The organism is Enemella dayhoffiae (assembly GCF_002250625.1).
Taxonomy (GTDB): Bacteria; Actinomycetota; Actinomycetes; order Propionibacteriales; family Propionibacteriaceae; genus Enemella; species Enemella dayhoffiae.
Genome location: NZ_NMVQ01000006.1, coordinates 51,907 through 66,006, shown reverse-complemented (window position 1 = coordinate 66,006; position 14,100 = coordinate 51,907). Strand labels below are relative to the sequence as shown.

The 14,100-nt window shown below is 70.4% G+C and carries 14 protein-coding genes; 5 read left to right on the top strand and 9 right to left on the bottom strand.

Annotation, left to right across the window (positions count from 1 at the left end; genetic code table 11):
• Positions 1-194: 194 nt before the first annotated feature.
• Positions 195-1,178: a helix-turn-helix transcriptional regulator gene (locus CGZ93_RS05430; protein ID WP_094363132.1), complete on the bottom strand. Its 984-nt coding sequence runs from the start codon at positions 1,176-1,178 to the stop codon at positions 195-197.
• A 62-nt stretch (positions 1,179-1,240) separates the two neighbouring features.
• Here CGZ93_RS05430 and CGZ93_RS05425 point away from each other — a divergent pair, with 62 nt between their 5' ends.
• Together CGZ93_RS05425 and CGZ93_RS05420 are read left to right on the top strand one after the other, a co-directional pair.
• Complete coding sequence (locus CGZ93_RS05425) at positions 1,241-2,734, top strand: MFS transporter (protein WP_094363131.1); 1,494 nt, start codon at positions 1,241-1,243, stop codon at positions 2,732-2,734.
• Positions 2,735-2,938: 204 nt separating this feature from the next.
• Positions 2,939-4,066 carry a glycosyltransferase family 4 protein gene (locus CGZ93_RS05420; RefSeq protein ID WP_094363130.1) on the top strand — a complete coding sequence of 376 codons (1,128 nt, stop codon included), beginning with the start codon at positions 2,939-2,941 and terminating at the stop codon, positions 4,064-4,066.
• 22 nt (positions 4,067-4,088) lie between these two features.
• Here CGZ93_RS05420 and CGZ93_RS05415 read toward each other — a convergent pair whose 3' ends face one another.
• The 6 genes from CGZ93_RS05415 to CGZ93_RS05390 form a co-directional block, all read right to left on the bottom strand.
• Positions 4,089-5,165, bottom strand: a complete 1,077-nt coding sequence (locus tag CGZ93_RS05415; RefSeq protein WP_094363129.1) for an alpha/beta fold hydrolase — start codon at positions 5,163-5,165, stop codon at positions 4,089-4,091.
• Between the two features lie 4 nt (positions 5,166-5,169).
• Positions 5,170-6,324 (bottom strand): alanine racemase, encoded by a 1,155-nt coding sequence (gene alr, locus CGZ93_RS05410; protein WP_229117217.1) that lies wholly within the window; start codon positions 6,322-6,324, stop codon positions 5,170-5,172.
• Positions 6,317-7,747, bottom strand: coding sequence for a bifunctional ADP-dependent NAD(P)H-hydrate dehydratase/NAD(P)H-hydrate epimerase (locus CGZ93_RS05405; RefSeq protein WP_094363128.1), 1,431 nt, complete (start codon positions 7,745-7,747; stop codon positions 6,317-6,319). Before CGZ93_RS05405 ends, alr begins: the two co-directional genes overlap by 8 nt.
• Positions 7,748-7,802: 55 nt before the next feature.
• Positions 7,803-8,096 (bottom strand): SDR family oxidoreductase, encoded by a 294-nt coding sequence (locus tag CGZ93_RS05400; RefSeq protein ID WP_094363127.1) that lies wholly within the window; start codon positions 8,094-8,096, stop codon positions 7,803-7,805.
• 96 nt (positions 8,097-8,192) lie between these two features.
• Positions 8,193-8,543, bottom strand: a complete 351-nt coding sequence (locus tag CGZ93_RS05395; protein ID WP_094363126.1) for a holo-ACP synthase — start codon at positions 8,541-8,543, stop codon at positions 8,193-8,195.
• The gene (locus CGZ93_RS05390; RefSeq protein WP_229117216.1) at positions 8,540-9,148 is read right to left on the bottom strand and encodes a TetR/AcrR family transcriptional regulator; all 609 of its coding nucleotides are present in this window, start codon (positions 9,146-9,148) and stop codon (positions 8,540-8,542) included. Before CGZ93_RS05390 ends, CGZ93_RS05395 begins: the two co-directional genes overlap by 4 nt.
• 66 nt (positions 9,149-9,214) lie before the next feature.
• Between CGZ93_RS05390 and CGZ93_RS05385 the strand changes: the two genes are divergently transcribed.
• A complete protein-coding gene (locus CGZ93_RS05385) occupies positions 9,215-9,643 on the top strand; it encodes a DUF4188 domain-containing protein (protein WP_324252434.1) in 429 nt (142 codons plus the stop codon).
• Positions 9,644-9,684: 41 nt separating this feature from the next.
• Entirely contained in the window at positions 9,685-10,449 is a 765-nt protein-coding gene (locus CGZ93_RS05380; protein ID WP_094363124.1) for a 2-keto-4-pentenoate hydratase, read from the top strand.
• Between the two features lie 74 nt (positions 10,450-10,523).
• Here CGZ93_RS05380 and CGZ93_RS05375 read toward each other — a convergent pair whose 3' ends face one another.
• Together CGZ93_RS05375 and glmS are read right to left on the bottom strand one after the other, a co-directional pair.
• Positions 10,524-11,159, bottom strand: a complete 636-nt coding sequence (locus CGZ93_RS05375) for an IMPACT family protein (protein WP_176451640.1) — start codon at positions 11,157-11,159, stop codon at positions 10,524-10,526.
• Positions 11,156-13,000 carry a glutamine--fructose-6-phosphate transaminase (isomerizing) gene (gene glmS, locus CGZ93_RS05370; RefSeq protein WP_094363123.1) on the bottom strand — a complete coding sequence of 615 codons (1,845 nt, stop codon included), beginning with the start codon at positions 12,998-13,000 and terminating at the stop codon, positions 11,156-11,158. Before glmS ends, CGZ93_RS05375 begins: the two co-directional genes overlap by 4 nt.
• 46 nt (positions 13,001-13,046) lie before the next feature.
• Between glmS and coaA the strand changes: the two genes are divergently transcribed.
• The gene (gene coaA, locus CGZ93_RS05365) at positions 13,047-14,021 is read left to right on the top strand and encodes a type I pantothenate kinase (protein ID WP_171194994.1); all 975 of its coding nucleotides are present in this window, start codon (positions 13,047-13,049) and stop codon (positions 14,019-14,021) included.
• Positions 14,022-14,100 lie beyond the last annotated feature (79 nt).

The following is a 14,100-nucleotide window of genomic DNA, read 5'->3' as shown; positions in this document are numbered from 1 at the left end:
CTGTGTCGGGGTGACCCCTGTCCCGCACTGCGCTGCGCAGCCGGGGAACCGGGTCGGCGTACCGCCCGATCGCAAGGGGAAAGTCTAGCAGTGCCACCGCCAACCGCAGAATTCCTTGATCATTGGCGTGGGCGCCGCGCAGGCCCGCGTCCGCTCGTCGGGGTCACGGCGTCACACCGGAGTTGTGCGGGTGGTCATCCCCCGAGCCGCTCCCTGATGGTGGCGAAGGCGGCGGCCAGCTCCCCCGGGCTGACGTCATCCAGCTCTGAGTCGAAGGTGATGAACAGTCCCGCGACACCGGCCCACGACCATCCCCCGATGGTCAGCCGACAGCGTCGCGTATCGATGGGGGTGACGACCGAGCCACCCGGCGCCCATCGGGCGACCACGTCGGCGGGCAGGGGCAAGGTGGCCGACCCGACACACGGCCACTGGCCCGGCGTGTCCCCGCGATCAGGGTTCTGGATGACGAGTCGGGTCAGGTCGTCCGGGTTCAGCGGTCGGGCGACGAAGGGGCGCCCGGTCGGGCTCCTGGGGTGCACGCGATCGACGCGGAAGGTCTGCCAGGAGTGCTCACGCGGTTCCCGGGCGATCAGGTACCACCGGCCGGCCCAGACGACGAGCTGGTGCGGTTCCACCTCGCGGGGTGCTCGGAAGTCGGGATCGCCGGGGGCGGGCACGTGCCCGTCGATGGAGGCGTAGTCGAATCTCAGGGTGCGGCTGGTACGGATGGCTGTCCCGACTGCCTGCAGGGTCGCGACATCGATCGGGGGTGCCGAAAACTCCCAGTAGTTGCGCAGGCTGGTGACCACGAAGGCCTCGCTGGCCGCCCTCAGCCGCGCCGGCATCACCTGGCGCAGGGTGGTCAGCGCCCGGCCGACGGCGTCCTCGATGCCTCGCACCGTCGACGGGGCGGTCTGCAGAGCCAACGCGATGGCGATCGCCTGGTCGTCGTCGAGGACCAGGGGCGGCAGCTTTCCCCCAGAGCCGATGGAGTATCCCCCGGCCGGACCCTTGATCGCCTGCACCGGATAACCCAGCTGTCGCAGCGTGTCGACGTCGCGGCGCAGGGTCCGGGCGGAGACGCCGAGGCGGTCGGCCAACTCCTCGCCGGACCACACCGCGCGCGCGGTGAGCAGCGACAACAGTCGGAGCGCGCGTGCCGAGGTGTCTGCCACGTTTTCGACTTTGTCAGAAATAGCGGCCATTCGGTGTCCGTCACCTGCGACACGGTGATTTCATGACTTCATCAACCGCAAAAGCCGCCACCTCGGCCGACGAGCCGAAGGTGGCCGGACGCCAAGCCTCGCTCGCCCTGCTGGTCGTGCTGTTCGCCTCGTTCATGGACCTGCTCGACGTCACCATCATCGCGGTCGCGGCCCCGGCCATCGCCGCTGATCTGCAGGCCTCCGAGGCGCAGCTGCAGTGGATGCTCGCCGCCTATGTCCTGGCGCTCGGATCGGGACTGATCACCGGCGGTCGCGTCGGCGACCAGGCGGGCCGGCGCCGGGTGTTCCTCATCTCCTTGACAGCCTTCGCCCTCGCCTCGGCGGCCTGCGCACTGGCTCCGTCCGCGGGCACACTGATCGCGCTTCGGGTGCTGCAGGGGTGCGCCGGCGGTTTCATGGTCCCGCAGGTGTTCGGCATCATCCGATCATCCTTCGAGCCCGCGGCCATGGCGAAGGCCTTCGGCGCCTACGGCGCGGTCCAGGGCCTGGCATCGGTCGCTGGACCCCTGCTCGGGGGCGCGCTCGTCGATCTCGATCTCGGGGGTCTGGGCTGGCGCACCATCTTCTGGCTGAACGTGCCGGTCGCCGCCGTCGCGCTCATTCTGGGGGTGCGAATGCTGCCGGAGTCGCACGCCGGCACTCGAGCCCGGCCGGACGTGATCGGCGCGGCCCTGGCCGCCGTCGGCGTGGTGTTCATACTGCTGCCGCTGGTCCAGGGCCGTGACTGGGGATGGCCGGTCTGGGGGTGGGTGGTGCTGGCCGTGGGCGTGGTCCTGTTGACCGTTTTCCTGTGGCACGAGACGCGACTCGCCCGGCGAGGTGGCCAACCGATCCTGGATCCCGCGCTGCTGTCGATCCGGCCCTTCGCCGCGGGCCTGGTCGCCGCCACCCTCTTCTTCGGTGGGCTGGCGTCGTTCTTCCTCGTGCTGTCGATCTACCTGCAGGCCGGGACCGGGCGAACGGCCTGGGAAACCGGACTGGTGATCCTTCCGTATGCGATCGGTTCCATGATCACCTCCGGTGCCGGCGTCGCGTTGGCGGCCAAGGCTGGTCGCGCGCTGGTGATCACCGGGTCATTGACCCTGGCCGCCTCCCAGGGGCTGCTGTGGTGGCTTCTGCGCGACGGTGAGACACCGGGCTACTGGCCGCTGGCCGGCGTGCTGCTGCTCGGCGGCCTGGGGCTCGGACTGGGCGCGCCGATCCTGGTCAACGTGGTCCTGGCCGGGGTTCCCGCAGGCGACGCCGGCTCGGCGGGCGGCGTGCTCTCCACCGTGAACCAGATCGGCGGTGCGGTCGGGATCGCCGTCCTGGCAACGATCTTCTTCCAGGCGCTGCACTCGTCGGCCGCTCCGCACCCACCGGGGACGGCCGAGCAGGTGTTCGGTCACGCCCTCATGCAGGTGCTGCCGTGGCAGATCGCCACCTATCTCCTGGCCGCGGTGGCGATGCTCGCGCTCCCCCGGAGGGCCGCCGGGCACTCGCAGCAGCCGGAGACCGCTCCGTGACCGGGCACCAACCGCAGAATTCCTTGATCATTGGCGGGGGCGCCGCGCAGGCCCGCGTCCCCTCGTCGGGGTCACGGCGTGACACCGGAGTTGTGCGGTTGACCCCTCGGGTTCGCCCGTGTGCACCGATTCGTCACCTTCTGTTGGCGGACACGACGACTCGAGGGTTACGAGTCTTTGCCCGGGCCCGGCTACGTTGGGGATGTGCGGGTAGCCATCGTGACCGAGTCCTTCCTGCCGCAGATCAACGGAGTCACCCACTCCGTGCTGCGGGTCCTCGAGCACCTCCGGGCGACCGGCCACGAGGCCCTGGTGATCGCTCCGGCGCACGGCGGTCGCGCCCCGCGGGAATACGAGGGGTTCCCGGTGGTCCCGGTCACCTCGCTGGCGCTGCCCGGTTATTCCGACGTCCAGCTCGCCACCACCCCGCAGTGGCGGTTCGAGCGGATCTTCGCCGACTTCAACCCCGACGTGGTGCACCTGGCCGCCCCGTTCGCGCTCGGTCAGCGGGCCGGGCTGGCGGCCCACCGGATGGGCCTGCCGACGGTCGCGATCTATCAGACCGAGGTGCCCACCTACGTCACCCGCTACGGCATCCCGCAGGCCGAACAGCTGTTGTGGAAGTGGGTGCGCAACGTGCACCAGCTGGCCACGATGACCCTCGCCCCCTCGACCTACGCCCGCCAGCAGCTGATCTCGCTCGGCGTCCAGCGGGTCGGGCTGTGGGGCCGCGGGGTCGACTCGGTCCGCTTCCACCCCGGCAAGCGCGACGAGGAGCTGCGTCGGCAGTGGGCGCCCAACGGCGAAAAGGTGATCGGCTACGTCGGCCGCCTGGCCACCGAGAAGCAGGTGGACGACCTCGAGGTGCTGGCCGACCTGCCCAACACCCGCACGGTCATCGTCGGCAAGGGCCCGCGCCACGAGGAGCTGCAGCGGATCCTGCCGCACGCGATCTTCCTCGGCCAGCTCACCGGCGACGACCTGCCGCGGGCGATGGCCAGCTTCGACCTGTTCGTCGCACCGGGTGAGCTGGAGACGTTCTGCCAGACCATCCAGGAGGCCCAGGCCTCCGGCGTACCCGCGATCGCGCCGGCCCGCGGCGGCCCCATCGACCTGATCGACCCGTCGCACACCGGCTGGCTGTATGAGCCGGGCAACCTGGCGGGCATGCGGGCACACGTCCGTGACCTGCTGGGCGACGACTTCAAGCGCAGCATCTTCGCCCGCAAGGCGCGCGAGGCCGTGGAGCACCGCACCTGGGAGAGCACCTGCGCCGACCTGGTGCTGCGTTACCAGGAAGCGATCGACGCGGTCTACTACGCCGCCGCCTGAGCCGGACCTCCGGGCGTACGCCCTAGAGGTGACGCTCGACGCGCTCGACCAGGTGATCCAGCACCTCGTCGTAGGCCTGATGGTGCTCGATGATCCCCATGTGGCCCGACTCAGGAACGATCAGCGCGTCCGCCCCCGGTAGCTGGTCGATGATCGCCTGGGTGTGCTCGACCGGCACGATCGAATCCGACGCCCCGCCGATCACGGCCATCTCGATCCGGCCCAGGATCGGCATCGCCCGGCTCCCGTCGAATTCGGCGAAGGTCGGATAGAAGTCGCCCACCACCTCCATCGGGGTGGCCGCCACCATCTCGCTCATGAAGTGCACATATTCCGCCGGTACATCCGAGCCGAACGACATCCGCCTGGTCACCACGAAGGACACGTCGGTGGACACCCGGCGGGATCGTTCGACCAGGGCCGGGACCCGGTTGGCCGCGGACAGCACGGGCTGGGCCAGCATCGGGAACACCTCGCCCGACACCCCGGGGATGATCGAGTGGTCCTTGAGATCCCCCGACGAGGTGGCCAGCAGGGCCGCGCCGACGACCTTGGTGCCGATCAGCTTCGGGTACTGCCGGGCGAACGCCTGGATCGTCATCCCGCCCATCGAGTGCCCGACCAGGATCACCGGTTCATCGGGTTCGGTGGTGGCGTCGAGGACCCGTTTGAGGTCCTTGGCGAGTTGGTCGATCCGGCAGAACCGGGCCTTGGAACGCCCCGAGCGGCCGTGGCTGCGCTGGTCATAGAGGACCACCTTGCGGGTACCACGGAAGTGTTTGCGCTGGAAGTGCCAGCAGTGCAGCGACAGCACATAGCCGTGCACCAGCACCACGGTCACCCCGGCGTCGCTCTTCGGCGGCGGGTCCACCTCGACGTGCAGGCGTACGCCGTCGGAGGTGACCACCTCCGGGCCGGGTGCCCGCAGGGTGAAGAACGCCTCACCGGGGAGCTCGCGACGGCGCTTGAACCGCTGGGCCACCAGCCGCCGCTCCAACTCCCAGCCGGTCGCCACGGCACCGGCGGCCAGCGCGGCGATTCCGGTGACCAGGCCGAAGCCCTGCGCCATCCGGGAGGGGTCACGGCGTGCCGGACTCACCTGCTCAACCTCCTTGCTCGCCGCCGCGATGATTGCGTGGGACGCGCGTCCCGACCCGGGTCACGATCTCATAGCCGATCGTGCCACACACCTCGGCCCAGTCCTCGGCGGAGGGGCTCGACGACCCGCCGAACAACGTCACCTCGTCACCCACCTGATCACTCGCCCCCGGCCCCAGGTCGACCACGAACTGGTCCATGCAGATCCGGCCGCGGATCGGGCAGCGGCGCCCGTTCACCTCGACCTCGGCGAGGTTGCTGGCGTGCCGGGGTACGCCGTCGGCGTACCCGAGCGGGACGAGACCGAGCACGGTGTCAGCGGGTGCGGTCCAGGTGGCGCCGTAGGAGACGGCGGTGCCGGCTCCCACCCGCTTGACGTTCACCAGTTGGGCGCGCAGCCGCATCACCGGCTTCAGGGGTACGCCGTGGGCCGCGGCGATCTCCTCGCCCGGATCGACCCCATAGGAGGCGATGCCGACGCGGACCAGCTCGAACCGGGATTCCGGCACCTGAAGCGCCCCGGCGGAGTTGGCCAGGTGCCGGATCGGCTCGAGGTCCGCCTGCCGGGCCTGTTCGACGGCTCGTTCGAAGCAGACGAGCTGGTCGGCTGTGGCGGACAGCTCGAGGTCGTCGGAGGCGATGAAGTGTGACCAGACGCCGACCACCTCGACCGCCCCGGCCTGTTCGGCCTCGGCGGCCGCGGCGCACAGGGCCGGCCACCTCGCGATCGGGCAGCCGTTGCGGGAGAGTCCGGTATCGACCTTGAGGTGGATCCGCGCGGTTTTCCCGCAGGTCGCGGCGGCGGCCACCACCCGGTTCAGCTGGTCAGCATCGTGTACGCCGAGGTCGACGTCGTCGGCGACGGCCGGGGCCAGGTCCTCATCGGGGCCAAACATCCAGGCCAGCAACCGACCGGAGTCGCCGTCGCCGCGCACCGCAGACGCCTCGGCCAGGGTGACCACGCCGAGCCAGCCAATGCCTGCTGCGCGGGCGGCCCGGGCGCAGGCAAGCATCCCGTGCCCGTAGGCGTCGGCCTTGATCACCGCCATCACCTCGGCCGGGGCGACCAGCTCGGCGATCGCGGTGAGGTTGTGCCGATAGGCGGCCAGGTCCACCTCGGCGCTCGCGGTGGCCGGGTCGATCATCGAGTGCTCAGCCACGGAGCAGCTCCTCGAGGGCAGAAATCGTTTCAGGGAAGAACTCTGCGAGCTCCTGCGGTGGAAAGGGGCCGGGGTGTCGGGTGGCGGTGACCGCCTGCAGGCTGGCACCGCCCAGGGCGGCATCCCGCGGCCGCAGCCCGGCCGCGAGCAGGGCCGCACAGACCCCCGCCAGGGTGTCCCCGGAGCCGGCCTGCGCGGTCCAGGCGGGACCTCCGACGGCCAACCGGACAACCGATTCACCGGCCTCGGCGACGTATTGGGTGGCGCCCTTGAGCAGCACCGTGGCGCCGGTGCGCTCGGCCGCCGTGCGGACCGCGGCGACCGGGTCGGCCTCGACCTGGTCGCGCTCGGTGCCGAGCAGCCGGGCCAGTTCGCCGGCGTGCGGGGTGAGCAGGAAGCGGGGCGAGAGCCGATCGGGCAGATGCTGCAGGCCGTCGGCGTCGACCACCACGGGCAGGCCGGTGGCGGCCACCGACTCGATCGTGGTGCGGGCGTCCGGTCGGTTTCCCCAGCCTGATCCGAGCAGGTATGCCTGGCAGCGCCCCGAGCTCGGGACGACGTTCGGGAATCGTTGCACCACAGCGGATCCCGCCTGCTCATCGCCGATGAACCGGACCATCCCGGCACCGGCATGGACGGCTCCCCCGACCGCGAGAACGGCGGCTCCCGGATAGCGCGCCGAGCCGGCATCCACACCGACCACCCCGCGGGCGTACTTGTCGCTGGAGGCGTGCGGATACGGCCAGTGAGTGGCGAGATCGCTGGCCTGCCACTGGGCGAGGTCGGGTTCACCGAGCTCGAGGCCGATCTCGACCAGTTCCACCCGGCCGGCGGCTGATCGGCCGGGATCGGTGAGCAGACACGGTTTCCGGGCGCCGAAGGTGACGGTGGCATCGGCGGTGAACACGTCGTGGCGGGGGCGTACGGTGTCGACGCCGAGCCCCGAGGGCAGGTCGACCGCGACCACGTCGGCGTGACCGCGGGCCCCCCGGGCGATCCGGGCGAGGTCTCCGAAAACCCCTTCCCTGCCACCGATTCCGAAGCCGGCGTCGATCACCTGATCAAACCGTTCGGCGGCCAGTTCGCGCAGGACCACGCCCAGCTCGAGCCGGCGACCGCCGGCGCGCTCGAAGGCGCGCCAGGCGGCGGAGTGCACCTGCTGGGTGACCAGCCAGGCGTACGCCCGCACGCCGCGCCGGGCGAGCCGCGCGGCGGCGTACAACCCGTCGCCACCGTTGTTGCCGGGGCCGGTCACCACCAGGATGCGGGCCCCGGAGACCCGACCCCGACGCTCTCGGAGCCGTCGCGCGCACACCACGGCGAGCCCGGCGGCAGCGCGCTGCATCAGCACCCCGTCACCGACCTCGGCCATCGCGCGCTCCTCGGCCGCGCGGATTGCGGGGGCGGAATAGGCAGACCTCATGCGGAACAGACTACGAAGGAGCCGAGACCGTCGTCGCGCGGTCCGCCTGTCGCGCTCAATGGTCCGCCGCAGTGCGGCCGGAGCTGGCGAACATCGCCCGGGCGAGCGGGCGCGGCAGCCACTGGGTGACCCACATCAGCGCCCGGTAGCCTCTCCCCGGCCACCCGAGCGGCGCCCCGGCCTCCAGTCCGGCCATGGCCTCCCGCGCACACTGCTCCGCGTCGATCACCACGGACTCGGGCAGCCCGGTGTCCATTCCGTCGGACAGTCCGGCCGCAGCGTCGAAGCCGGTGCGGACGGGCCCCGGGGCGACCTCGGTGACCCTCACCCCGGTGCCGTGCAGATCCACCCGCAGGTTGGCGACGAAGCCAGCCAGGGCGTGCTTGTCCCCTCCAAGGGTTGGTAACGTTGTTATAAAACGACGTTATCAAACCTTCGGGCCAGGTCACCCCTCGCAGACGACGAATGCGGTGGCAATGCCGGCGTCGTGGGACAGCGACAGGTGGATGGCGCGCACCCCGAGTTCGTCGGCGCGCGCCGCGACGGAGCCCCGGATCCGGAAGTCGGGACGGCCGAACTCGTCGACAACCACCTCGGCGTCCTGCCAGCCGAGCCCGCGCTCGATCCGCAGCGCCTTGGCGAGCGCCTCCTTGGCGGCGTACCGGGCGGCCATCGACGCGACCGGCAGCGCGGCCTCGGTTTCAGTGAGGAAGCGGCGCGCGAACCCGGAGCGCCGCTCGCAGGCCCGCTGGAAGCGAGCCACCTCGCACACGTCGACCCCGATCCCGATGATCATCGCCGCCCCTGCTGCGAACGGCCGGGCGCCCAGCCGCGGACGACCGCGGCCAGACAGGCTCGATAGGCGGTTTCGGCGGCTTCGGGGTCCAGACCCAGGCCGCCGAGCTCCAGGGAGACCAGTCCGTGGACCTGACCCCACAACGAGAGCGCCACCAGTTCCGGATCGTGGGACGAGTCGATCACCCCGGAGGCCTGGGCCCGACCGACGGCTGCCAGCAGCGGCTCCCGCGTGCCGGCCGCGATCGCGTCCGCCTCGGTGGTGGTGCGCTGCACCGAGCAGTCGAACATCAGCGGGAACAGTTGCGGATTCTGCCTGGCCCAGCGCCGATAACCCTCCCCCAGCACCAGCAGATCCGCCTCCGGATCATCGCTGGGCTGCAACAGCTGACTGTCCCCAAAACTGCGAAACACCTTCTCGTACAGGGAATGCAGCAATCCCTCCTTGCTTCCGAAGAGGGAATAGATGGCCGTGGTCGAGGTCCCCGCCGCCCGCGCGAGTCCGCGCAGGCCGAGCCCCTCGGGGCCCTCTCGGGACACCAGGACCGCCGCCTCGTCGAGCAGCCGGTCGGCCAGTTCGGCATCGTGCACCTTGCGCCTTGCCATTTCCCCAGTATTGCATAACACTGTTTTGTAACCGGACGATTCACGCACGCACACCTCGAGGAGCCGATCACGGTCTTCCTGATCGGCATGCGCGCCAATCGGTGGTGGAAGCTCGGCAAGGTGCTGTGGACCGCCTCCCGGATGCCCCCGATGCTGATCGAGCTCTCCCGCAATCCCGAGCTCGGTCTGCTCGGTTATCAGCAGTGGTTCGGTCGGACCACGATGCTGGTCAGCTATTGGCGCAGCCCCCAGCACCTGATGCGGTACGCCGCCTCCCCCGACGCCAGCCACCGCCCCGCCTGGAGCGGCTTCAACCGGCAGATCGGCAACTCCGGCGATGTCGGCATCTGGCACGAGACCTTTACGATCCAGCCCGGGTCGGCCGAGGCGGTGTATGTGAACATGCCCGCCTTCGGGCTGGGCAGGGCGCTCGGTGTGGAGCCGGTCACCCGGAACACCAACAGCGCGAGCCGGCGACTGGCGCGGCGCGGCTGAGACCGGATTCTCCCCGGCCCGGCCGGGCCTAGAGTCGGAGCATGGACGCTGTACAGCTGTTGCGTGCCGCGGTGCGTGACGAATCACCGGTGGAGCGACTGCCGGAGGGGTCGGTGCCGGATTCACGCGTCGGGGCGTACGCCCGGCAACGCGCCTGGGCGGACGGCGCGCCGGTCGCCGGTTGGAAGATCGCCGCAACCTCGATCGCCGGTCAGCGGCACCTGCGGGTGGACGGGCCACTGGCGGGGTGCTTGACCGAGGCGATGCTGCTCGAGCCCGGGGAGCCCGTCTCCCTGGCCGGCAACCGGATGCGCCTGGCCGAGTTGGAGTTCGCGTTCCGACTGATCCAGGACCTGCCCCCGCGAGAGGGCGACTACTCGCTGGAGGAGGTGCTGACCGGGACCGGGGATCTGCTGCTGTCGTGGGAAATTCCGAGCACCCGCTTCGCCGACCCCGCCACGGTGGGGGCGGTGCCGCTGATCCTGGACAACGCGTGCGCGCACCAGCTCGCGCTGGCGCCAGCCGCGGACCAGGGCTGGCGCGAGGCCGACCTCCCCGGCACCGAGGTGCGCGCCACCAACAGCAACGGCACCGTGCACCAGGGGCGCGGGGGCAACGCGATGGGTGATCCGCGGGTGGCGCTGACCTGGCTGGTCAACGAGCTGTCGGCCGCCGGGATCGGCGTCCAGGCAAGACAATTCGTCACCACCGGGGTGTGCATCGACCCGATGCCGGTCGCCCCAGGTGAGTCGATCACCGGTGAGTGGGGCCGCTTCGGCAGCTTCGGTCTGCGCTTCACCGAGTGAGGTGGCTTCGACAGGCTCAGCCACCATTCCGACAGGCTCAGCCACCATTCCGACAGGCTCAGCCCCCATTCCGATCAAACCGGCAGGTCGACCCACACCGTGCCGGCCGCGGTGGGTACGACCGCTCCGGTGGTGAGCTCGGCGATCCGGGCTGCCAGCCCGGCCGGGTCACCGGTGGCGAGCCGCAGGCGTACCAGCGTTCCGTAGTCGGCCCCGATCACCTGCACCCCGGCCGCGCGCAGGTCCGTCTCGATCCGGCCGGCGTCGGCGTGCGGCAGAGCCAAGTCCACCCGCGACAGTTCGCTGCGGCGCACCAGGCGTACACCGGCCAGCGCCTCACGCACCGCGTCGGCGTACGCCCGCGCCAGTCCCCCGGTGCCCAGCAGGGTGCCGCCAAACCAGCGGGTGACCACAGCCACCACGTCGGAGATTTCGTTGCCACGCAGCACTTCCAGCATCGGCGCCCCGGCTGTGCCACTCGGCTCACCGTCGTCGTTGGAGCGCTCGATGGCCGGCTCCGGCCCGAGGATGAACGCGGTGCAGTGGTGCCGCGCATCCCGGTGCGCCCGGCGCGCCTCCTCGATCACCACACGCGCCGCCTCCTCGTCGGAGACCCGGCGCAGCACGGCCAGGAAGCGCGACCGCTTCACCTCGATCTCCGCCCCGGGCGTACACCCGGGGGCGAGGGTCAGATAGCCGGCCTCGCTCACTCCACCGTGACGGACTTGGCCAGGTTGCGCGGCTGGTCCACGTCATGGCCCTTGCGGGTCGCCAGCTCGCAGGCGAACACCTGCAGCGGAATGGTCGCCAGCAGCGGCTGCAGCAGGGTCTGCACCTTGGGCAGTCCGATCAGCACGTCGGCGAACGGCGCCACCTCGTCGTCGCCGGACTCGGCGAGCACGATGGTACGCGCCCCCCGCGCCCGGATCTCCTGGATGTTGGAAACCACCTTGTCGTGCAGCATGTCCCGGCCGCGCGGCGGCACCACCACGAACACCGGCAGGTCCTGGTCGATCACCGCGATCGGGCCGTGCTTGAGTTCGCCGGCGGCGAACCCCTCGGCGTGGATGTACGCCAGCTCCTTCAGCTTCAGCGCCCCCTCCAGCGCCACCGGATAGCCGACGTGCCGGCCCAGGAAGAGCACCGACGGCTGGTCGACCAGTTCCTCGGCGAGGTCGTGCACCTGCTGCTGGTTGTCCAACACCCGTTGGATCAGCTCCGGCATGTTCTCCAGCTCGGCCATCACCGTGGCGATCTCATCGCCATATTTGGTGCCCTTGACCTGGGCCAGATAGAGCCCCAGCAGATAGCAGGCGAGCACCTGGGTGAGGAACCCCTTGGTGGAGGCGACGCCGATCTCCGGCCCGGCGTGGGTATAGATCACCGCGTCCGACTCGCGCGGAATCGTGGAGCCGTTGGTGTTGCAGATCGCCAGCACCTTCGATCCCTGCTCGCGGGCGTGCCGGATCGCCATCAGCGTGTCCGCGGTCTCCCCGGACTGGGAGATCGCCACCACCAGGGTCTGCGCGCCGACGATCGGATCCCGGTAACGGAATTCGCTGGCCAGCTCGACCTCACAGGGCACCCGCGTCCAGTGCTCGATCGCATATTTCGCCACCATGCCGGCATAGTGCGCGGTGCCGCAGCCGATGATCACGATCCGCTGGATGCTGCGCAGTTCGGAGGCCGAGATGCGGATCTCGTCCAGGGTGAGCGAGCCGTCGGTGGCGTAGCGGCCGAGCAGGGTGTCCGCGATCGCCTTGGGCTGCTCGTGGATCTCCTTGCGCATGAACCAGTCGAAGCCGTCCTTCTGCGCGGCCGACAGGTCCCAGTCGACGTGGTAGGGGCGCACCTCGGCGGGGTGACCGTCGAAGTCGGTCACCGTCCACGAGTCGGCGGTGATCTCGACCATCTGGTCCTGCCCCAGCTCGACGGCCTCGCGGGTGTGCTCGATGAACGCGGCCACGTCGGAGGCGACGAAGTTCTCCCCCTCACCGACCCCGAGCACCAGCGGCGAGTTGCGGCGGGCCGCGACCACCCGCGAGTCTTCCGCGGCGTCGACCGCGACCAGGGTGAACGCGCCCTCCAGGCGCTGGCAGACGGTACGCATCGCGGTCGGCAGGTCGGCCCCGCCGTCCACCTCCCGGCCGATCAGCTGGGCCGCCACCTCGGTGTCGGTCTCCGACAATAGCTCGACCCCCTCGGCGAGCAGCTCGGCACGCAGCGTGGCGAAGTTCTCGATGATGCCGTTGTGGATCAGCGCCACCCGTCCGGAGGCGGACAGGTGCGGGTGGGCGTTCAGGTCGTTGGGGGCGCCGTGGGTGGCCCAGCGGGTGTGCCCGATCCCGGTGGTCGCCTCCGGCAGCGGCTCCGCGGCGAGCAGACCCTCGAGATTGGCCAGCTTGCCCGCCTTCTTCATCGAGACGATCTCCCCGTCAGCCACCAGCGCGATCCCGGCCGAGTCGTAACCCCGGTACTCCAGCCGGCGCAACCCCTCGACGACCACTCCGGTGGCTGGTTTCGCCCCGACGTACCCCACGATTCCACACATGGCGTCGAGCGTACTGGGCCCGACCGCGTGCGGCAGAATGCCACTCATGGCTTCCGACGAGGCAGGCAACAACGGTGAGTGGCGCGACGCCTCCGGCCCCTATGCCCAGTACACGCGCGAGGACTGGACGGCGATGGCGCCCCGGGTGCCGATGACGGTGGATCAGGGCATCCTGGACGCCCTGCGCGGCCTCGGGGACCCGATCAGCCTGCAGGAGGTGGCCGAGGTCTATCTGCCGCTGACCCGGCTGTTGTCGCTCTATGAGCAGCACACCGGCGAACTGTTCCGCTCCACGAACGAGTTCCTGGGGCAGCGGAGCCGGCGTACCCCGTTCGTGATCGGGGTCGCCGGCTCGGTCGCGGTCGGCAAGTCGACCACCGCCCGACTGCTGCAGGCGCTGCTCTCCCGCTGGCCGGCGCACCCGCGGGTCGAGCTGATCACCACCGACGGGTTCCTGCACCCCAACGCCGAGCTGCAACGGCGTGGGCTGATGAACCGCAAGGGCTTCCCGGAGTCCTATGACCGACGCGCGCTGCAGCGGTTCGTGATGGACGTGAAGTCGGGCCGGTCCGAGGTGTCCGCCCCGGTCTATTCGCACCTGGTCTATGACATCGTCCCCGACGAGTTGGTGGTCGTCCGTTCTCCCGACATCCTGATCGTCGAGGGACTCAACGTGCTGCAGCCGGCGCGGGTACGCCAGGACGGCACCACCGGGCTCTCGGTGAACGACTTCTTCGACTTCTCGGTCTATGTCGACGCCTCGGACGCCGACATCAAGAAGTGGTACATGCAGCGGTTCATGAGCCTGCGCGAGACCGCCTTCCGTGATCCGCGCTCCTATTTCCGCCGGTACGCCGAACTGACCGACGAGCAGGCGGTCCACCTGGCGGGCGACATCTGGGACACCATCAACGGCCCGAACCTGGCCCGCAACATCCGCCCCACCCGCTCGCGGGCGACCGCGATCCTGCGCAAGGGCGAGAACCACGAGGTGAAGTGGGTGCGCATCCGCAAGGTCTGAGCGGCAACTTCCGGGCCGCGCACGCCGGGCGGCGAACCCGCGGGGACCTACCGTGGGTCCCCGTGAGGTGGATCAGGTG

Coding starts and splice junctions, on each gene's coding strand:
- CGZ93_RS05395 (WP_094363126.1), bottom strand. CDS start 8,543: ATGATCATCGGGATCGGGGTCGACGTGTGCGAGGTGGCTCGCTTCCAG.
- CGZ93_RS05390 (WP_229117216.1), bottom strand. CDS start 9,148: ATGGCAAGGCGCAAGGTGCACGATGCCGAACTGGCCGACCGGCTGCTC.
- CGZ93_RS05425 (WP_094363131.1), top strand. CDS start 1,241: ATGACTTCATCAACCGCAAAAGCCGCCACCTCGGCCGACGAGCCGAAG.
- CGZ93_RS05405 (WP_094363128.1), bottom strand. CDS start 7,747: ATGAGGTCTGCCTATTCCGCCCCCGCAATCCGCGCGGCCGAGGAGCGC.
- CGZ93_RS05380 (WP_094363124.1), top strand. CDS start 9,685: ATGGACGCTGTACAGCTGTTGCGTGCCGCGGTGCGTGACGAATCACCG.
- glmS (WP_094363123.1), bottom strand. CDS start 13,000: ATGTGTGGAATCGTGGGGTACGTCGGGGCGAAACCAGCCACCGGAGTG.
- coaA (WP_171194994.1), top strand. CDS start 13,047: ATGGCTTCCGACGAGGCAGGCAACAACGGTGAGTGGCGCGACGCCTCC.